Source organism: Sphingopyxis sp. LARHCG72 (assembly GCF_052871675.1).
Map to the genome: position 1 here is coordinate 340682 of NZ_JBIXJU010000003.1, position 18652 is coordinate 359333.

The 18652-nt window shown below is 67.3% G+C and carries 15 protein-coding genes and 1 riboswitch; of the genes, 10 read left to right on the plus strand and 5 right to left on the minus strand.

The features are described from left to right. The 8 genes from ACIPPQ_RS09330 to ACIPPQ_RS09365 all read left to right on the plus strand — a co-directional run bounded on the left by ACIPPQ_RS09330 (nucleotide 1) and on the right by ACIPPQ_RS09365 (nucleotide 8610). Nucleotides 1–1230, plus strand: coding sequence for an acetyl-CoA acetyltransferase (locus ACIPPQ_RS09330; RefSeq protein ID WP_446543834.1), 1230 nt, complete (start codon nucleotides 1–3; stop codon nucleotides 1228–1230). 1 nt (nucleotide 1231) lies between these two features. Beyond that, complete coding sequence (locus tag ACIPPQ_RS09335; protein WP_446543835.1) at nucleotides 1232–2392, plus strand: acetyl-CoA C-acyltransferase; 1161 nt, start codon at nucleotides 1232–1234, stop codon at nucleotides 2390–2392. Nucleotides 2393–2441: 49 nt separating this feature from the next. After that, nucleotides 2442–2660: riboswitch (cobalamin riboswitch) on the plus strand. Nucleotides 2661–2837: 177 nt separating this feature from the next. Further along, nucleotides 2838–4694 (plus strand): TonB-dependent receptor plug domain-containing protein, encoded by a 1857-nt coding sequence (locus ACIPPQ_RS09340; RefSeq protein WP_446543836.1) that lies wholly within the window; start codon nucleotides 2838–2840, stop codon nucleotides 4692–4694. Then, the gene (gene cobO, locus ACIPPQ_RS09345) at nucleotides 4694–5302 is read left to right on the plus strand and encodes a cob(I)yrinic acid a,c-diamide adenosyltransferase (protein WP_446543837.1); all 609 of its coding nucleotides are present in this window, start codon (nucleotides 4694–4696) and stop codon (nucleotides 5300–5302) included. The genes ACIPPQ_RS09340 and cobO overlap by 1 nt, the downstream gene beginning before the upstream one ends. Then, nucleotides 5302–6156 (plus strand): ABC transporter substrate-binding protein, encoded by an 855-nt coding sequence (locus ACIPPQ_RS09350; protein ID WP_446543838.1) that lies wholly within the window; start codon nucleotides 5302–5304, stop codon nucleotides 6154–6156. The genes cobO and ACIPPQ_RS09350 overlap by 1 nt, the downstream gene beginning before the upstream one ends. Then, entirely contained in the window at nucleotides 6153–7154 is a 1002-nt protein-coding gene (locus ACIPPQ_RS09355; RefSeq protein WP_446543839.1) for a FecCD family ABC transporter permease, read from the plus strand. Before ACIPPQ_RS09350 ends, ACIPPQ_RS09355 begins: the two co-directional genes overlap by 4 nt. Continuing rightward, complete coding sequence (locus ACIPPQ_RS09360; protein WP_446543840.1) at nucleotides 7148–7921, plus strand: ABC transporter ATP-binding protein; 774 nt, start codon at nucleotides 7148–7150, stop codon at nucleotides 7919–7921. The genes ACIPPQ_RS09355 and ACIPPQ_RS09360 overlap by 7 nt, the downstream gene beginning before the upstream one ends. Beyond that, a complete protein-coding gene (locus tag ACIPPQ_RS09365; protein WP_446543841.1) occupies nucleotides 7918–8610 on the plus strand; it encodes a hypothetical protein in 693 nt (230 codons plus the stop codon). Before ACIPPQ_RS09360 ends, ACIPPQ_RS09365 begins: the two co-directional genes overlap by 4 nt. Here ACIPPQ_RS09365 and ACIPPQ_RS09370 read toward each other — a convergent pair. Continuing rightward, the gene (locus ACIPPQ_RS09370; RefSeq protein ID WP_446543842.1) at nucleotides 8607–9617 is read right to left on the minus strand and encodes a cupin-like domain-containing protein; all 1011 of its coding nucleotides are present in this window, start codon (nucleotides 9615–9617) and stop codon (nucleotides 8607–8609) included. The two genes, ACIPPQ_RS09365 and ACIPPQ_RS09370, sit on opposite strands and share 4 nt — an antisense overlap. Before the next feature lie 16 nt (nucleotides 9618–9633). After that, nucleotides 9634–12192, minus strand: a complete 2559-nt coding sequence (locus tag ACIPPQ_RS09375) for a family 20 glycosylhydrolase (RefSeq protein ID WP_446543843.1) — start codon at nucleotides 12190–12192, stop codon at nucleotides 9634–9636. A gap of 100 nt (nucleotides 12193–12292) precedes the next feature. Between ACIPPQ_RS09375 and ACIPPQ_RS09380 the strand changes: the two genes are divergently transcribed. Both ACIPPQ_RS09380 and ACIPPQ_RS09385 read left to right on the plus strand, forming a co-directional pair. Then, nucleotides 12293–13339, plus strand: a complete 1047-nt coding sequence (locus tag ACIPPQ_RS09380) for a glycosyl hydrolase family 18 protein (protein WP_446543844.1) — start codon at nucleotides 12293–12295, stop codon at nucleotides 13337–13339. A gap of 98 nt (nucleotides 13340–13437) precedes the next feature. After that, complete coding sequence (locus ACIPPQ_RS09385) at nucleotides 13438–14175, plus strand: GntR family transcriptional regulator (RefSeq protein ID WP_446543845.1); 738 nt, start codon at nucleotides 13438–13440, stop codon at nucleotides 14173–14175. On the opposite strand, the gene ACIPPQ_RS09390 is transcribed toward ACIPPQ_RS09385, so the two are convergent. The 3 genes from ACIPPQ_RS09390 to ACIPPQ_RS09400 are packed head-to-tail and all read right to left on the minus strand — an operon-like array spanning nucleotide 14172 to nucleotide 18624. Beyond that, entirely contained in the window at nucleotides 14172–15659 is a 1488-nt protein-coding gene (locus tag ACIPPQ_RS09390) for a tryptophan halogenase family protein (protein ID WP_446543846.1), read from the minus strand. The two genes, ACIPPQ_RS09385 and ACIPPQ_RS09390, sit on opposite strands and share 4 nt — an antisense overlap. After that, the gene (locus tag ACIPPQ_RS09395; RefSeq protein ID WP_446543847.1) at nucleotides 15656–17122 is read right to left on the minus strand and encodes a tryptophan 7-halogenase; all 1467 of its coding nucleotides are present in this window, start codon (nucleotides 17120–17122) and stop codon (nucleotides 15656–15658) included. Before ACIPPQ_RS09395 ends, ACIPPQ_RS09390 begins: the two co-directional genes overlap by 4 nt. Further along, nucleotides 17119–18624 carry a tryptophan halogenase family protein gene (locus ACIPPQ_RS09400; protein ID WP_446543848.1) on the minus strand — a complete coding sequence of 502 codons (1506 nt, stop codon included), beginning with the start codon at nucleotides 18622–18624 and terminating at the stop codon, nucleotides 17119–17121. The genes ACIPPQ_RS09395 and ACIPPQ_RS09400 overlap by 4 nt, the downstream gene beginning before the upstream one ends. Nucleotides 18625–18652: the final 28 nt, after the last annotated feature.

An 18652-nucleotide genomic window follows, 5' to 3' on the forward strand; every position in this document is an offset into this window, starting at 1 on the left:
ATGGCAAAGGACGTCTTCATCCTCGGCGGCGCGCAGAGCGATTTTGCGCGCAATCTCGAACGCGAGGGCGGCGGCTTGTTCGAGCTGTTCCGCGACGTCGCCGAAGCGGCGTTCGTCGCGACGGGCATCGAGCCCAAAGAGATCGAGACCGCGCATGTCGGCAATTTCGTCGGCGAGCTGTTCGCGGGACAGGGCCAGCTCGGCGGCTTCTTCGGCCACGTCCACCCCGATCTCGCGGGCATCCCCGCGTCGCGGCACGAAGCGGCCTGTGCGTCGGGCAGCATCGCGATCCTCGCCGCCGCCGCCGAGATCGAGGCCGAACGCTACGGCCTCGCGCTCGTGCTCGGCATCGAGCTGATGCGCAACGTCCCCGGCCAGCGCGCCGCCGAATATCTCGGCGCCGCCGCCTGGGCGGGGCGTGAGGCGCAGGAAGCGCGTTACCTCTGGCCATACATGTTCGCGCGTGTCGCCGAGGAATATGAGGAACGCTTCGGGCTCGACCGCGCGCATCTGCGCGCTATTTCGGCGAACAATTTTGCCAATGCGAAAAAGAACCCCAACTCGCAGACGCGCGGCTGGGCGATCACCGACGACCATCTGGCCGAGAATGACGAGGTCAATCCGCTGATCGAGGGGTCGCTTCGCAAGTCCGATTGCGGTCAGGTCACCGACGGCGCCGCCGCCATCTTCCTCGCCTCGCGCGAGGTGGCCGAGGCTTATGCCAAACGCCGCGGCATCCCCATCGACAGCCTTCCGCGCATCAAGGGCTGGGGCCATGCCACCGCCCCCCTGCTCTATTCGACCAAGGTCGCGGACAGCCGCGGCGGCGACTATGTCTTCCCGAGCGTGCGCAAGGCGATGATGGACGCGCTGCGCCGTGCGGAGATGCCCGACATCTACGCGTGCGACGGGGTCGAGGTGCACGACTGTTTCTCGATCACCGAATATATGGCGATCGACCATTTCGGCATCACCAAGCCCGGCGAAAGCTGGCGCGCGGTCGAGGATGGGACGATCGCGCTCGGCGGCAAGCTGCCGGTGAACCCGTCGGGCGGCCTCATCGGACTGGGGCACCCTGTGGGTGCCACCGGGGTGCGCATGCTCCTCGACAGCTGGCGGCAGGTCACCGGAAACGCGGGCGACTATCAGGTCGAGGGCGCGCGCAACTTCGCGACCTTCAACGTCGGTGGCAGCGCGACGACGGCGGTCAGCTTCGTGGTCGGCACCTGACTTGCCGCATCCCGTCTATCTGTACGACGCCGTGCGCACGCCGCGCGGCAAGGCGCGGCCCGACGGCGGGCTTGCGGCGCTGAGCCCGCAGGAGCTGGTGCGTAGCCAAGCGGCGGCACTCGCTGCGCGCTGCGGTGACATCGCGGCGACGCCCGATGCGCTGCTGCTCGGCTGCGTGACGCAAGCGGGTGCGCAGGGCGGGCATATCGCGCTGGTGTCGAAGCTGCACGCGGGCCTGCCCGACCACACCGCCGCGCACAGCATCAACAATTATTGCGCGTCGGGGCTGTCGGCGATCGGTCAAGCCGTTGCAAAGGTCGCAAGCGGCGAAGCGACGCATATCCTCGCGGGCGGGGTCGAGTCGATGAGCGCAAGCCACTTCCTCGGCGACCGCGCAGGTTTCTACACCAATGACGAATTGCCGCCGCGCGCGCGCTTCGTGCCGCCGGTGCTCGGCGCCGACCGGCTGGCGCACGCCGAAGGCATCACGCGGGGTGAGCTCGATGCTGTCGCGCTCGCTTCGCAGCAGAAAGCCGCGGCGGCGGAAACCGATCCGGCGCTGCAAGCGTCGCGCATCACGACCGGCGCGCTGACGGGCGAGGAATGTATCCGGCCGCAAACGAGCCCGGAATCGCTCGCCGCCGCGCCCGCGGCTTTCGGCGAGTTGCAGGCGCAATATGCGGGGGCGCTGGAAGGCGCGACCTTCGAGCCGCTGCACAGCATCGCCCACGCCCCGCCGATCTGCGACGGCGCGGGGTTGGCGCTCGTCGGCGGCGAAGGGCTCGGCATCGCCCCGCGTGCGCGCGTGATCGCCTTTGCCGAGAGCGGCGGCGATCCTGCGGCGTCGCTGACCGCCGGCTTCGCAGCGATGGACAAGGTGCTGACGCGCGCCGGACTGGCGCTGGACGACATCGACCGGATCGAGTTCATGGAAGCTTTCGCGGTCACCATCGCCAAATTCCACCGCGACCGGGGCGCCGACCCGGCGCGCATCAACGTGTCGGGCGGACACCTTGCCAAGGGGCATCCGATGGGTGCGAGCGGCGCGATTCTGACATCGACGCTGCTCGACGCTCTCGACGCGTGCGGCGGCCGATACGGGCTCGTCGTGCTGACCGGCGCGATGGGGGTCGGCGCGGCGATGATCGTCGAGCGGCAATAGGCATTGCGCAAAACCGCCATTCCGCTATGGGCGGCGCGTGCGGGGTTGCCCCGCGCATGATCGCGCCGGTGCCCGAAAGGGCTTAAAACGGGAACGCGGTGAAGGGGTTCGTCCTGAACCCTGAAAGCCGAGGCTGTCCCTGCAACTGTAAGCGGCGAGCGAGATGCACCGGTCCGGATTTTCGGATCAGCCACTGGGGTCACCTGGGAAGGCGTGCATCGAGCCCTGACCCGCGAGCCAGGAGACCTGCCGGCGTGGGTCGCTCAATGCCAAGGTCCAGGGAAAGGCCGCGGCACGGAGGTTTCCGTCGAGCGACGACCAGGCGGCCGGAGCCGCCTCGGTGCCGGTGCCGCAGGCGTTACGCCACTTGCGATGCCGGCATCGGTCGATCGCGTCCGCGTATCGACAGGCTCCGCCCTTCGTTGCCGGCGTCGGGGGCTTTCCCATGTTGAAATTTGCGAGCATTTCCCTGATCGCGCTGACCGCAGCGACGCCGGCTTTCGCCGAAACCGCCGATAACGACCGCGACGATATCGTGGTCACTGCATCGGGCGTCGAGCAATCGCGCGACGAAGTCGGACAGGCGATCACGATCCTCGACGCCGACACGATCGAAAAGCGTCAGACGATCAACGTCGTCGACCTGCTGGTAACGACGCCCGGCGTGCGCTTCAGCCGCACGGGTGGGACCGGCTCGGTGACCGGCGTGTCGCTTCGCGGCGCGGAGACGACGCAGACCTTGGTGCTGATCGACGGGGTGAAGGTCAACGATCCGAGCGGCATCGGCGACGGATATGATTTCGGCCACCTGCTGACCGGTAACATCAACCGGATCGAAATACTGCGCGGATCCAATTCGGTCGTACACGGCAGTCAGGCGATCGGCGGCGTCGTCAGCCTGATGACCGCGACGCCGGCCGAAGGCTTCGCGGCGAACGCTTCGGCCGAATATGGCTATAGCGATACGGTCAATGCCAAGGCGGATGTGTCGGGCACCGCCGGGGCGATTTCGGGCGGGATCGGCGGCGCCTATTTCCGCACCGACGGCATTTCGTCGGCCGCCGTCGGGACCGAGAAGGACGGATACAAGAATTTCGCCGGTAACGCGCGGCTGAAGGTCGCATTCAGCGATGCGCTGAGCCTTGATCTGCGCGGCTATTACATCAACGCCGACCTCGATTATGACAGTTTCTTCGGCGCGCCAGCCGACAGCGCCGACGTCGCCAAGCTCGACCAATATATCGGCTATGCCGGGGTGAACCTCGCCCTGTTCGACGGCAATTTCACCAGCCGCGCGGCGGTGACGTGGATGCGCAACGAGCGCGACTATTATTTCGTGCGCGGGACCGCGCCCGATTACGGCTATTCGGGCACCAATCTGCGTTTTGAATATCAGGGCGTCGTGACGCCGGCCAGCCAAGCGAAGCTGATCTTCGGATATGAGCATGAGCGCCCCGATTATGATTTCTTCGGCTTTGGATCGACCGACAGCCAGAAGGCCAATATCGACAGCGTCTATGCGCTGGGGATCGTCCAACCATTCACTGGCCTGTCATTGACCGGCGGCATTCGCCACGACGATCACAGCCAGTTCGGCGGCGCGACGACATTCGGCGCCAACGCCAATTATTCGCCGAACGCGGGCGCGACCAATGTCCGCCTGAGCTATGGCGAAGGGTTCAAGGCACCGTCGCTCTACCAGCTTTACGACGCGTTCAGCGGCAATGCTGCGCTCCGCCCCGAACGGTCGAAAAGCTATGATATCGGCATCGACCAAAGTCTTGCAAACGGCCGCGCGCTCGTTTCGCTGACCGCGTTCCTGCGCAACACGAACGACCAGATCAATTACGACAATGCGACCTTCACCTATGGCAATATCGACCGCACGCGCGCCAAGGGGATCGAGGCGACGCTGGCACTGAAGCCCGTCGATGCGCTGAACGTCACCGCATCGTACAGCTATATCGACGCACGCGACCGGTCGGGGCGCCCGGCGTTCGACGGCAAGCGCCTGCCCCGCCGTGCCGCGCACGCGGTCAGCCTGTCGGCCGATTATGACTGGTCGTTCGGCCTGTCGACCGGCGCGACGCTGACGCTGGCCGGCGACAGTTTCGACGATGCCGCGAACAATGTGCCGCTCGACGGCTATGCGCTCGCCGGTATTCGCGCGTCCTTCCCCGTGGGTGGCCATTTCGAGATTTACGGCCGCGTCGACAATCTGTTCGACGCCGATTACGCAACCGCGGCGGGCTACGGCACCTATGGCCGGGCCGCCTATGGCGGCGTGCGGGCGCGTTTCTGATGAAGGCGCGCACCGACGCCGAGCACACGGCGAAGATGAAGAAGATCCAGGCCGCGCAGAACAGGAAGGTCGCGGCGAAGACCGTCGAAAAGGGTCTGGTGATCGTCCACACCGGCCCCGGCAAGGGCAAGACCTCCGCCGCGCTCGGCATGGCCATCCGCGCAATCGGTCACGACATGAAAGTCGGTGTCGTCCAGTTCGTAAAGGGCGCGATGGCGACGGGCGAGAAAGCCGTGTTCGATCGCTTCCCCGACCTGATCGAGTTCAAGCCGATGGGCGAAGGCTTTACCTGGGACACGCAGGACCGGACGCGTGACATCGCGGTCGCGCGGGAAGCGTGGGAAGAGGTGAAGCGGATGATCGCCGACCCCTCCTATGCGATGGTGATCGCCGACGAACTCAACATCGTGCTGCGCTATGACTATCTGCCGGTGGGTGAGGTGCTGGAAGCCATCGAGGGCAAACCGCATATGACGCATTTCATCGTCACCGGCCGCAACGCCCCGCAGGAACTGATCGACGCGGCCGACCTCGTCACCGAAATGGCGCAGGTGAAGCATCCGTTCCGCGAGCAGAATGTGAAGGCGCAGCGGGGAATCGAGTTCTGATGGCCCGCCGCGTCCTTATAGCGCTTGGCGCGCTGTCGGGCGGCGCGGGGCTCTTGTGGGCGGCGTCCCCCGCCGCGCCAGCCAAAGCGCCCGCGCTTCCGCAGCGCATCGTGTCGATCAACCTGTGCGCCGACCAGCTCGTACTTGCGCTCGCCGATCACGGCCAGATCGCGGGGCTGACGAAAAACGCCACCGATATCGAAATGTCGGGCGAGGCGGAGAAGGCGCACGGCATCCCGCTGCTCAGCAATTCAGCCGAGCAGATATTGGCGATCGAACCCGACCTGATCGTCGGCATGCCTGCGAGCCGCAGCGCGGCGCTTCGGGCGCTGCCTGAGCAGAGCTATCCACTTCTCGACCTCGACACCGCAAACACGCTCGATGAAATCTATGCGTCGATCCGCAAGACCGCCGTCGCCGTCGGCCATCCCGCGCGCGGCGATGCGCTGATTGCGCGGATGCAAGGCGAGCTCGCGGGCTTGTCCAAGCCCGGCAAGGGCCGCGTCGCCGCCTATTATCAGCGCCGCGGCTATATGACCGGGACCGGCACGCTGATCGACGAGCTGATGACGCGCGTCGGGCTCGTCAATCTTGCCGGAAAGCTCGGCAAGCCGCCGTTGTCGCAATTGAGCCTTGAGGAAATGGTTGCGGCCCGGCCCGACTATCTGATCGTCGAGAGCGCGACCGACAAAGTCACCGACCAGGGGAGCGAAATGCTGCACCATCCGGCATTGAAGGATATCCCGCGCATCAGCGTCCCGCAGGCGTGGACCGTGTGCGGCAGCCCCGCCTATACGCAGGCCGCGCGCAGCATGGCGGCGCAGATCGCGAAGTTCGACGGGGGTGGCGCATGAGCCGCCTTGCCCTGCCCCGCTGGTCGCTGATCGCCGCGCTGGCGGCGCTGACACTGGCCGCCGCGACCGCGTCGCTGCTGTTCGGTGCGGTCGATCTGTCGGTCGCGCGGTTGATCGCCGCGGCGACGGGCGACGGCGACAAGGTTGCCAGCGTCATCCTCTTCGACCTGCGCCTGCCGCGCACGCTGCTCGCGCTCGCCGTTGGCGCGATGCTCGGGCTCGCGGGCGCCGCCCTGCAGGGCTATCTGCGCAACCCGCTCGCCGAACCTTCGGTTCTCGGCACCTCGAACGCGGCGGCGCTCGGCGGCGTCGCGGCGATCTATTTCGGGCTGGCTGAAATTCATCCCGTGGTACTGCCTTTGCTCGCGACCGGCGGCGCGCTCGTGTCGCTCGCCTTGCTGTTCGTGCTCGCAGGCAAGGCCGAAAGCCCGTTGACCTTGATCCTCGCGGGGATCGCGGTGGGCACGCTCGCGGTCGCGGGGACGAGCCTTGCGCTCAACCTGTCGCCGAACCCGTTTGCGGCGATGGAGATCATGACCTGGCTGCTCGGCAGCCTCGAGAACCGGTCGTTCGACCATGTGTGGATCGCGCTCCCGTGCATCGCGATCGGTACCGCGATGCTGCTCTGGAACGGCCGCGCGCTCGATGCGCTGACGCTGGGCGAGGACGCGGCGCAAGCGCTCGGCACCGACCTGCGGCGCACGCGGCTCCGCCTGCTCGTCGGCACGGCGATCGGCGTCGGCGGCGCGGTCGCGGTGGCGGGGGCGATCGGCTTCGTCGGGCTGATCGTGCCGCACCTGATCCGCCCGCTCACCGACCGCAGTCCGTCGGCGATTCTGCTGCCCTCGGCGATCGGCGGCGCGGCGCTGCTGACGCTCGCCGACCTCGGCGTGCGGATCATCCCGACGACGAACGAGCTCAAGCTGGGCGTCGTCACCGCCTTCCTCGGCGTACCGGTCTTCCTTGTCCACCTGATGCGGGAGCGACGGATATGGTGAGCATCACCCTCGATCATGTCAGCGTCACGCTCGGCCGCCGCGCGGTCGTGCACGATGTCAGCGCCGCATTCGGCGCCGGCACGCTGACCGGGATCGTCGGCCCCAATGGCGCGGGCAAGTCGACGCTGGCGCGCGCGATGCTCGCGCTGGTGCCGGCGACCGGCACGGTACGCGTCGAAGGCGTCGACGCCGCCGCGATGCCGCGCGCCGACCTCGCGCGGCGGATCGCCTATGTTCCGCAGGGGCAGACCTTGCACTGGCCGCTGACGGTCGAACGGCTCGTCGGGCTGGGGCGGTTACCGCACCTTGCCCCCATGTCGCGGATTTCGGGCGCCGATACGGCGGCGATCGAGCGCGCGATGGCGCGCGCCGACGTGCTCGACCTGCGCGACCGGATCGCGACCGAATTGTCGGGCGGCGAGCGAGCGCGCGTGCTGTTCGCGCGCGCGCTGGCGGTCGAGGCGCCCGCGCTGATCGCCGACGAACCGCTCGCTAGCCTCGATCCGGGACACCAGATCGACGTGATGGACATGCTGCGCGCCGAAGCGGCGGGCGGCGCGCTGGTGATCGCGGTGCTGCACGACCTGACGCTCGCGGCGCGTTATTGTGATCGGCTGCTGCTGATCGACGGCGGGCGGATCGTCGCCGACGGGACGCCCGCCGAGGTGCTGACCGCCGAGCGGTTGCGCGCGGTCTATGGCATCGAGGCTGCGGTCGAGACGGGCGGCGAGTGGCCGACGATCACGCTGTTCGGGCGCGCCCGATGAGCGCCGGGACACTGTTCGCCGAGCAGGGATATGCCGCGGTGCCGCTGTTCGATCCCGGACTGGTCCGCGCGGCCGCAGACGATGTCGCCGAGCATATCAATCGCGTCTCGCGCGCGCTCTACCTGCCTTTCGATCAGAGCTGCCCCGACGCCCCGCTGAACGAGCGGATCGGCCAAGTCTATGCGCACGAACGCAGCGTCGCGAACCTGCTGCGCGTTGCGGTCTGCACCGACGCGCATCGCGGCGCGCGGCTGCAGGCGCTGGCGAACGATCCGCGGCTGATCGCGGCTGCCGAAGAGCTGAGCGAGCGTCCGCTGGCGGGCCGGATCGCGCGCGTCCGCGCCAGCATCGCCTGCTTTCCCGAGCACCGCCACGCGTGGCACAGCGATGTCGCGCGCGACGACGGCACGGGCTGCGGCAAGGTCGTTGTGACCGCGTGGATCCCGCTGAGTGACGCCGGTCCCGAAAGCGGCGGGTTGGAGATTGCAGCGGAGCGCCAGCCCGCGCCGCTCGCGAGCGAGGGCGACGAGGGCTTCGAAATCCCCGAATGGCGACTCGCCGGCCTGCCGCGCGTGCAGCCCGCATGCCCGGCAGGGACGGTGCTGTTCCTCGACCGCTTCACCCCGCACCGCACCTTGCCCGCGCGCGCGACACGCTTTGCGCTCGTCGTGTGGATGAAGGCCGCCTAGCCGCTCCCGCCGCTGCGGCAAAAGCCGACGACATAGTCGATGATCATCCGGTCGCGCTGCGGTGACGGCGGGCCGAGCACGCCCTGCGCGTGCGGCGGCAGGTGATCGACCGCGCCCCTCGCGCCCTCGCCGAAGACATAATGGTCGAACCAGGTGCGCCATGCCGCGCGTTCGCTGTCGGGCAGTTCGCGGATCGAATGCATCGCGAGCATCAGCGCGGCGAAAGGAAAACGGTCCTGCCGCTGCCCGAACCAGTAATTCACCAGCACATTGAGCGCGCCATCGGACCGGACATGGTGCCACCACATCGGCGGCATGTAGATGGCGTCGCCGGGCGCGAGGTGGGCGACCAGCTTGCGCTGCTCGGCCTCGGCATAAAGCGGGTAGCGCGCATAATCGGGGTGGTCGGGATCGACCATGCTCGTCGGTTGTCCGGCAATCGTGCGTTCGACCGGCCCGACATAGAGGTTCGCGATCTGATCGGGCGGGAACAGGGTGAAGCGCCGCCGGCCCGCGACGACGACCGCGATGTTCGCCGCCATGTCGTAATGCGGTGCAATGCGGCTGGTGTTGCCGACCCAGATGCGCGGGGTCACGCCGGTGTCGACGGGCAGCGGATTTTCGGCCGCGAAGCTCGCGACGCTTTCGGCCGTCGGGGTCGATCCGGCGTAGAGGCTCGGTGCATCGGCCATACCGCGCAGCGCGAGCAATTGCGCGACAAGGGTCGCCATCGGCATTGTCTCGCTGCGGAAATTTACCCCGCGCATGTCGTCCGAATAGAAATAGCGGCCGCCGGTCTCGGGCGGGCCGACGAGGACGGTCAGCGGCCTGCCGTTGTCGCGCGCGGACAAATAGGCGGCGATCGCCTCGTCGCCCTTGCGCGCCGCGGCAACCGCAGGCCAGTCCGCCGCGATGCCGCGAATGATGACGGGGCGGTCGGCAGTCTCGACCGCGCGCGTGATTGCGGCGACGTCGTTCCCGTCGAGTTCGTCCAATGCCCCGTTCACGCGACCTCCCCTGCCCCTACCGGGCCGGTTCGACCCGAACCGTCCGGCTGGCGCGCTTGCCGTCGGCGGAGCGGCTGCGCAGATCGACCGCGCTGCTGACCGCCACCGGCCCGGCATAGCGCGTCCACGCGCCGCCCTCGACACGATATTCGATCGCGGTGCCGGGGAACATGCTGTTCGCCTCGAGCTTGCCGTTCGCGATCCGCGCCCCCGGCGGTGCGACGCGATAAGCGACCCCGATCTTCTCCAGCATCGGGAATTGCGCCGCGGTGCGTCCCGCAAAATCCTGCCAGCCCGCTTTGAGCTTGGCCGCATCGACACGCTTGTCACCCCATTCATAGCTGGCGCCCGCCTGATACGCCGGGGTCCACGGCGCCGGCGCCCATGCGCGTTCGGCGAGCGCGAGCAGGCGCGGGAAGAGCATATAGTCGACCTGCGCGTCGGTGCGGATCGTCTCGCTCCACAACTGGCCTTGCAACCCCGCGACCCGGTGGCCCGGCTGAAGAACAGGCTTGTCCTCGATCGCCTTGCCCTCGGCACGGATGTTGCGGATCGTCGCGGCGTTGGCGGGCAGATTGTCGGGCATGAAGCCGAAGACCTGATACGGATCGACGCCGCGCGACGCCCAGTCGTACCCGCCCTCGTCCGGGTGCGGGGCATAGGGCATGTCGAAATAGCCAAGGTCGGGGATCGACAGCACCGCGTCCCAGCCGCGGTTCATCTGATCGTGCGCCTCGCGGATCGCGCCGGTGTGAAGCACGCCCCAGATGTTCGTCTGAACGAGGTGCGGCGCCTTCGGCATCGCCGCGGTTTCGGTGTGGCCCATGCCGTCGCTCCAGCCGCCGGTGCGCAGCCCCTTGGCGGCGAGGCTGGCGGTCACGCGTTCGATGAAGCGCGGGGTCAGCTTGCCCGCATCGCCGCCATTCTCGGCGATCATCGCCTTGCACGCGGGCGATTTGACCCACGCCCCCGCGGTCTCGTCGGCGCCGAGATGGAAGGTCCTGAGCGGCGCGCCGGCTTCCCCGTGCATGGCGGCGAGCGCGTCGACGACGGTATCGACGAAGCGATAGGTCGCGGGCAGGCAGACGTTCAGCGTATTGTCGCTGTAATTCTGGATGCTGCGATATTCGGTCGTGTCGGCGGGATCGATCAGGCGATATTGCTCGGCTTCGGCTTTCTTGCCCGCGGCGGTCAGGCGGGCGTGGCGGACCTCCATCGCCTTGATCGCGGCGCGGCTGTGGCCGGGCATGTCGATCGACGGGATAACCTCGATCTGCCGCGCGGCTGCTGCCTTCACGATCGCGACATAGTCGGCGGTGGTGAGGTAGCCGTTGACGCCGCCCGTTCCGTCGGGACCCGCGCCGAGCTGCGGCAGGATGCAGGTCTGCTCCGACGGATCATGGCAGCGTTTCGAGCCGATTTCGGCCAGCTCGGGCAGCGCCGGGATTGCAATGCGCCATCCCTCGTCCTCGGCGAGGTGGAGGTGCAATTTATTGAGCTTGTACGCCGCCATCGCCTCGACGATCTTCAATATCTCGTCACGGCTATGGAAATTGCGGCCGAGGTCGATGTGGAGGCCGCGGAAGCCATATTCGGGGGCATCCTCGACGCGGAGCGAGGTCAGCTTTCCTCTCTCGAACGCCGCCTGCTGCGCGAGCGAGCGCAGCGCGTGGCTCGCGCCCGCCGCGTCGTGCGCGGTGATCGCAATGCCCGACGGCTTGGCGTCGAGGATATAACCCTCCGCCTTGGCCACAGCGGCGGGGTCGATACGGATCGCCAGCGGCAGTGTGCCGGTTTCAGCGACGCCCAACGCCGCAAATGCAGGCGCGACAGCGCTGCGATCGACGCCGGTCAGCGACAGCGCGATGCCACGACTGAGGTCGACCGTTCCCTTACCCTGCACCGCCTTTGCAGGCTTCGGGAGGATCACCACGCCCTTTGCTTCGGGTGCCAGCCGCCCAGCCTGCACGTCGAAAGCGCGCTCGGCGGTCAGCCAGCGCGTCTTGTCGGCGTCGCTCTTGGCCGCAAGCCGTGCCTCGTCGGTCATCGGCGCGACGAAGGGCAGGATTTCGAGGCCCGTCTCAGGGTCGATCACCGCGCGCGTCGCCGTGATCGTGCGCGGCTTCAGTCCGTCGGCAACGAGATAGGCGTTGGGCATGCCGAACGCCTTCGAGAAGTTCGACCCAACGCCCCACAGCTTGATTTCATGTTTCGCACCCGGGCGCAGTGTAACGCCGGGCTTGAGCACCAGTTGCTGGACGTCGCCGTTCACCAGTCGGTGCGTGAAGATATCGCTTTCGACGAGCGGCAGCCGGTTGACGAAGCTGAAATAGAGCGAAAGTCCCTTCGTCGGCACATCGGCCTGCAGCGTTTCGGGCAGCGTCAGCGTGATCGTCGACAGGAAACATCCGTCGATCCCGGTCGGGCACGCCGGGCCATTATCGACCATGGTGAGCCGGTAGCCGAGCGTGTCGGCTAGACGGTCGAGCGACGCCTGCGACGGGGCTTCGGCTGCCAGCGCCTGCGGCGCGGCAAGCGCCACCATTGCCATCGTCATCCAACCCGCAGCCCGCATGTCTTTTCTCCCGCTCGACAATTTGTATCTAATTTGTCATGCAGTCGCGGGCGGGTCAACGCCTTTCGGATTCGACGGAATTGAAAGGATAAATGACAATATGGCAGATATTCGCGCTTTTCGCTTCATCGCGTCGATCCTGATTGGTTTTACATTAGTATTGTCATCGACAGCGACCGCCGGGGAGCAGCCGCGCCCCGTTGTGGTCGGCTATCTCGCCGCGTTCAAGGGGATCGAGCTGTCGATCGCGCGTACCGACCTGTCGGCCTTCACCCATTACAATCTGGCCTTTGCCAACCCCGATACCGACGGACGCTTTATCCGCGATGGGCGGACGACGTGCATGGGCGACGAGAGGGGCGCGAACCTGTCGGTCGACGCGCTGCGCAGGACTGTCGCGCGGTTGCAGGCGCGCGGCGCCAAGGTGCTGATCTCGACGGCGGGCGGCGTGATCCCCGGCTGTTCGGGCGACTGGAAGGCCTTGCTTGCGCCCGACCGCCGCGCGGCGACGGTCGCTGCGCTCGTCGAACTCGCCGATACGCTGGGCCTGGACGGGGTCGATATCGACATCGAGGGGCAGCTGCTCACCGACATCGACCGTGCTGAGGACTATACGCCGTTCATAGCGGCGCTCTCGAAGGCGATGAAAGTCCGCGGCAAGCTGTTGACCTGCGCCACCGCATCCTATGAGGGCGGGATGATCCCGGTCAGCTCGATCCCCTATTTCGACCTCGTCAACGTCATGTCCTATGACGCGATCGGCCCGAGCTGGGGCCCGGCCGGCGCCGAACATAGCAGCTATGCCATGGCGGCGCGCGACCTTGACCTGTGGCTGGCGCGCGGGGTCACGCGCGAGCGGCTCGTGCTCGGGGTCCCTTTCTACGGCTATGGATTCGGCGGCGAGAAGGCGAATTGGTCCTATCGAGAGCTCGCCGCGGCACATGGCATAAATGCGACCAAAGCTGACGTCGTTGGCACGCTCTGCGCCGGGTGCCGCTATATCACGCACAACAGTCCCGCGACGATCGGGAAGAAGGCGCGCCTTGCCGCAGAAAAGGCGGGCGGCGTGATGGTGTGGGAGCTGTCGCAAGACAGTCCGGACCATGCCTTGACCCATGCTATCGCGCGCGGACTTTCACGCGAATAATTCGCAACAAGCGCAACTAAGGATACCAATGCAACACATGCTGCGTTATGGCTGGTCCTATCGACCGGCATGACCGGCAATCGTGTGGAGCATCGTCCTTGTCATTGATCGAACGCGTGGGTCCGCTCCAGAAGGACGACCCGACACCGCTTTACCTGCAACTGCAGAAAATCCTCCGCGACGCGATCGAGGGGCAGGTGGTGAAGGCCGAAGAGGCGATCCCCACCGAACGCGACCTCGCCGAGGAATTCGACGTGTCGCGCATCACGGTGCGCAAGGCGATCGACGGACTCGTCAGCGACGGCATCGTCACGCGCCGCCGCGGCGCGGGCACCTTCGTTACCCGGCCGCGCGTCGAAAAGAGCTTCTCCAAGCTCACCTCCTTTTCGGAGGACATGGTCTCGCGCGGGCGCAAACCGCACAGCAAATGGGTGAGCAAGACCGCAGGCGCGGTCACCCCCGAGGAAGCACTGTCGCTCGGTCTGTCGCCGGGTTCGCTCGTCTACCGCTTCCATCGCATCCGTTACGCCGACGACACGTCGATGGCGCTCGAGATTGCGACGATCCCGGCCTATTGCCTGCCGTCGGTCGATGCGGTGGGCGCGTCGCTGTATGAAGCGCTTGAGGCGGCAGGGCATCTGCCCGTCCGGGCGCTCCAGCGGCTTCGCGCGATCGCGGCGACCACCGAACAGGCGAACATGCTGGAGATCGAGCCCGGCACGCCCGGCCTGTTCATCGAACGGCGCGGCTTCCTGTCCGACGGGCGGACCGCCGAGTTCACCCAGAGCTTCTATCGTGGCGACGCCTATGACGTCGTGGCCGAGTTGAACGGCTAACCGAGCCGCCGCAAAAAATCGATGTGCGGCGGCAGTTCGGCGAGCTGTTCGGCAACGCGTCCGCGCAGTGTCGCGAGGCGCGACGCCAGCTCTTCATCGGACAGGCCGTCGGCGATCGGGTGCCAGCTTTGCGGCCGCAGCCCCTGCCCCGTCAGCACCGCATACCAGTTCGTCGGGCCGAACAGGTCGCCGGGCTCGAACAAGATGTTGCCCGTCGCGCGGAACGCCTCGATCCGCTCGGCAAGGCTGTCGGGCATTCGCGCCGCCGCGATATCTCGCCAGAAGGGCGTATCGTCGCGGCCCGCCAGTGCGTAATGCGCGATCACGAAATCGCGGATCGTCTCATATTCGTGAAGCGCGTCGCGGTTGAAGCGCGCGACGACATGGGGGTCGATCGCATCGCGCGGAAGCAGCGCCAGCAGCCGGATGATCGTCGTCTGGATGAGGTGGATCGAGGTCGATTCGAGCGGTTCGAGGAAGCCGCCCGCCAGCCCGATCGCGACGCAATTGCGGTTCCAGATCGCCTTGCGATGCCCTGCGGTGAAGCGCAGCAGGTTGGCGTCGGCGAGCGGAGTGCCGGGCAGCCGCGCGCGCAGCAACGTCTCGGCCTCGTGATGCTCCAGATGCGCGCTCGAATAGACATAGCCGTTGCCGTCGCGGTGCTGGAGCGGGATGCGCCATTGCCACCCCGCCTCGCGCGCGGTCGAGCGCGTGAAGGGCGACGGGTCGCCCGCGCCCTCGCACGGCATCGCGACCGCGCTGTCGCACGGCAGCCAGTTGCTCCAGTCGGCATAGCCGGTCCGGAGCGCACCTTCGATCAATAGCCCGCGAAAGCCCGAGCAGTCGACGAACAGGTCGCCGTCGATCGCGCGGCCGTCCTCCATCGCGAGTCCCGTGATGAAACCATCCTCGGGATCGAGGCGAACCTCGGCGACCTTCCCCTCGATCCGGACAACGCCCTTCTCCTCTGCGTAGCTGCGCAGGTAGCGGGCATAGGCCGCGGCGTCGAAATGGACCGCGTGATGCACCGGACCGAGGCGCGTCATCGGCGCGAAGCGGCCTTCGCGCGCGGCCATTGTTTCGAGATTATAGGGACCGTGATCGGCATCGCCGCCCGCCGCGAGGTGGCGCAGCCAATAATGGTGAAAATGGATCCCCGACATCTCGACGCCGAGATAGCCGAAGGGGTGGAAATAGCGATGGCCGACGCCACCCCAGCCGTCGAACTGGATGCCCAGCTTGATCGTACCGTGCGTCGCGCGCAGAAACTCCGCCTGATCGAGGCCGAGATAGCGGTTGAATTCATGGATCGGCGGCACGGTTGCCTCGCCGACCCCGACGGTGCCGATCGCTTCGGATTCGACGAGCGTGATTGTGTGCGATTGCCCCGCCAGCGCGCGGCCGAGCGCCGCGGCGGTCATCCAGCCCGCGCTGCCGCCGCCGACGATGACGATGCGCCGCACCGGGCGCTGACACGCGCTCACCCGCGTATCTGCCGCAGCGCGTCGGCGTGGCTTTCCATGGCGTGAACATCGCTCGCGACGGCGCGCAGCTGGCGCTGGAACTCGGCCATCAGCGCCTGATCCTCGACGAGCAGCGCTTGCGGGTCGAAGCTGCGCGGGATCACGCCATGCCCCGCCATGACGAGCGCCCAGCTGTCCTCGACATGCGCCTCGTGATTGAAATGCGCGAACATGCCGCGCGCGGCAAACAGGTCGATCTTGGCCGCCAGTTCGGGCGAGATCGACGCCGCGCGGGCAGCATCCCAGAAGGGTTCGCCGACGCGCGCGTTGAGGCGAAAATGCTGCGCGGTAAAATCGGCGACGCGCGCCCGGGCGCCCGCGATTTCCTCATTGTAGATATCGGCTTCGGGCATCACGGCGCGATCGATCGGCCAGAGCAGGACAAGCTGCGCGATCGCGAGCTGGAGGAGCAGCATCTCGCCGCCGTCGAGTGGCGGCGCATCGCCCGCCGCTGCGCCGACCGCAACGACATTGCCGACCCAGGGGCGCGGGCGCGCGGCGGCTGCAAGCGGCGTCGGCGGACCCGTATCGACCGGCCGCCCCACCGCAGCGGCAAGCGCCGCCGGCGCATCAGCATCGGACAACAGCCCGCCGTCATAGGCGAACTCGATTGCGGTGCGGTTCGATAGCGGGATCATCGCCAGCCACCCGGCGGGGTGCGCGGCGACACGGCTGTAGAGCGGCAGCGGATCGAATGCGGGCGCCGAGCCGCAGATCATGCGGTCACAAAAACCCGCTTGTTCGACGGCGCTATCGGGATCGAGTGCTGCGATCAGCGCCCCGTCCGCATCGATGAACAGGTCGGCGCGCAAGGGCTCGCCATCGGCAAGCTCGATCCGGTCCAGTCGCGCATCGCTGACGCACGAAATCGCGCCCTCGCCCGAGACGAGGCGGATATCGACACTTTCGCATGCCGCACGCAGCAGCCGCGCATAGGCGGCGCCGTCGAGGTGCCAGCCCTGCTTCACCGCCTGCCGCGTTGCCGCATCGCGCGGAGCGCCGGTGCGCCCCTGCTTGGCGGTCGCGGCGGCGAGGCAGAAATCCTCCAGTGCGACGCGCAACCCTGCCTGCCGCGCGCGCGTCCAGTGCTGGACGAAGGGCAGCGACGCGAAGGGGCTGCCCGCATCGCCATAGGCATGGAGAAAAGCGTCGTCGCCGCCCGACCAGCCGGCGAATTGCTGCCCCATATTGATCGTCGCGGCGGCGCCCGCGACCAACGCGTCCTCGTCGATGCCGAGCAGGCGGTGGAAGGCCGCAAGATCGGGCGGCGCGACCAGCGCGGCGTGCGGCGCTGACGCCTCGCCCGTATCGACCCAGGTCACCTGCGTGCCAAGCCGCGCGAAGGCGCGACTGACCGCGAGCGCCGCCATCGCCGCCGCGATCCCGCCGCCGTAGACGATCACTTGCTGCACCGCGTTCGTCATGGTGCGGGCGCCGGGCAATAGCGCGCGATGAAGTCGGCGTGCGACGGCACCGTTGCCGCCGCATCGGCGATCGTCGCCGCAAGTTTCGACAGCCGCTCGTCCAGCGTCGCGGCGGGCAGCGCGTCGGCGAGGCGATCGGCGGCGAGCGGTTCGAAGCCTTGCCCAACGAAGACCGCCTGCCAGCTCGGCGGGCCGAACAGCCCGTCGCGATACGCCTGCACATGGCCGCGGTGACGGAAGCGTTCGATCTTCCCCGCAAGCGTGTCGGGCAGGTCGATCGCCGTCACCCGTTCCCACAACGGCGCGTCGGGCTCGTTCGCGACATAGTGGAGGATCAGGAAATCGCGGATGCGATCATATTCGACGTCCATCACGCGGTTGAACTCGGCCGGCAGCGCAGGGTCGATCGCGGGGCTGTCGGGCATCAGCGTCAGCAGGTGCATGATCGCCATCTGGACGAGGTAGATGCTCGTCGATTCGAGCGGTTCGAGGAAGCCCCCGGCGAGCCCCATGCCGATGCAATTCTTAGCCCATGCCTGTTCGCGCTTGCCCGCCTTGAAACGCAGCACGCGCGGCTCGGCGAGCGCTTCACCGTCGAGATTGGCAAGCAAGGTCGCCGCCGCCTCGTCGTCCGAGATGTCGGCGCTCGAATAGACATAGCCGTTGCCGGTGCGGTGCTGGAGCGGGATGCGCCATTGCCAGCCCGCCTTGCGCCGCGTCGAGCGCGTATAGGGCGTGAAATCGGCCGAGCGCACCGACGGCACCGCCTGCGCGCTGTCGCACGGCAGCCAGTGCGACCAATCCTCCAGATCGACGCCGAGCGTTGCGCCCAGCAGCAGCGAACGGAAGCCCGAACAGTCGACGAACAGGTCCCCCGCGACGCGCGTCCCCGACGCCAGTGTCAACGCCGCGATATTGCCGCTGTCGCCATCCTGCTCGACCCCGACGATCCTCCCCTCGACACGCTCGATCCCGCGCGCCTCAGCCCAGCCGCGCAGGTAGCGGGCATAGAGAAAGGCATCGAGGTGATAGGCGTAAGCGAAGGCGTTGCGCACGTCGCTACAGTCGCCGTTCGGGAGCATGAAGCGGTTCTGCAGCGCGGTGACGATCGGGAAGCAATAGTCGAAGAGCGACGCCGCGGTACCGGCGCGATGCGCGCGGATCCAGTAACTGAAGAAGTCGGCCTCACCGATCGGGCGGCCGAAGGTGCCGAAGGGATGGACATAGTTGTGGCCTTGGCGGCCCCAGTTGACGAACTCGATGCCGAGCTTGAAGCTGGCCTGCGTCGCTTTCATGAACTCGACCTCGTCGAGCCCGAGGAAGTCGTTGAAGTCCTTCATTTGCGGCAGCGTCGCTTCGCCGACGCCGACGGTCCCGATCTCTTCGGATTCGACGAGCCTGACCCGGAAACGAGCAGGATCGAGCTTCGCGGCGCACGCCGCGGCGCACATCCAGCCGGCGGTCCCGCCGCCGACAATCACCAGATCGAATTTGTCCCCCATCTTGACCCAGCTTAGCGTTGGAGAAAGC

What these genes read in the sequence shown, in the direction of transcription:
- ACIPPQ_RS09360 (WP_446543840.1), top strand. Translation starts at nt 7,148, where the DNA reads ATGGTGAGCATCACCCTCGATCATGTCAGCGTCACGCTCGGCCGCCGC.
- ACIPPQ_RS09355 (WP_446543839.1), top strand. Translation starts at nt 6,153, where the DNA reads ATGAGCCGCCTTGCCCTGCCCCGCTGGTCGCTGATCGCCGCGCTGGCG.
- ACIPPQ_RS09340 (WP_446543836.1), top strand. Translation starts at nt 2,838, where the DNA reads ATGTTGAAATTTGCGAGCATTTCCCTGATCGCGCTGACCGCAGCGACG.
- ACIPPQ_RS09380 (WP_446543844.1), top strand. Translation starts at nt 12,293, where the DNA reads ATGGCAGATATTCGCGCTTTTCGCTTCATCGCGTCGATCCTGATTGGT.
- ACIPPQ_RS09330 (WP_446543834.1), top strand. Translation starts at nt 1, where the DNA reads ATGGCAAAGGACGTCTTCATCCTCGGCGGCGCGCAGAGCGATTTTGCG.
- ACIPPQ_RS09400 (WP_446543848.1), bottom strand. Translation starts at nt 18,624, where the DNA reads ATGGGGGACAAATTCGATCTGGTGATTGTCGGCGGCGGGACCGCCGGC.
- cobO (WP_446543837.1), top strand. Translation starts at nt 4,694, where the DNA reads ATGAAGGCGCGCACCGACGCCGAGCACACGGCGAAGATGAAGAAGATC.
- ACIPPQ_RS09395 (WP_446543847.1), bottom strand. Translation starts at nt 17,122, where the DNA reads ATGACGAACGCGGTGCAGCAAGTGATCGTCTACGGCGGCGGGATCGCG.
- ACIPPQ_RS09375 (WP_446543843.1), bottom strand. Translation starts at nt 12,192, where the DNA reads ATGCGGGCTGCGGGTTGGATGACGATGGCAATGGTGGCGCTTGCCGCG.
- ACIPPQ_RS09350 (WP_446543838.1), top strand. Translation starts at nt 5,302, where the DNA reads ATGGCCCGCCGCGTCCTTATAGCGCTTGGCGCGCTGTCGGGCGGCGCG.
- ACIPPQ_RS09365 (WP_446543841.1), top strand. Translation starts at nt 7,918, where the DNA reads ATGAGCGCCGGGACACTGTTCGCCGAGCAGGGATATGCCGCGGTGCCG.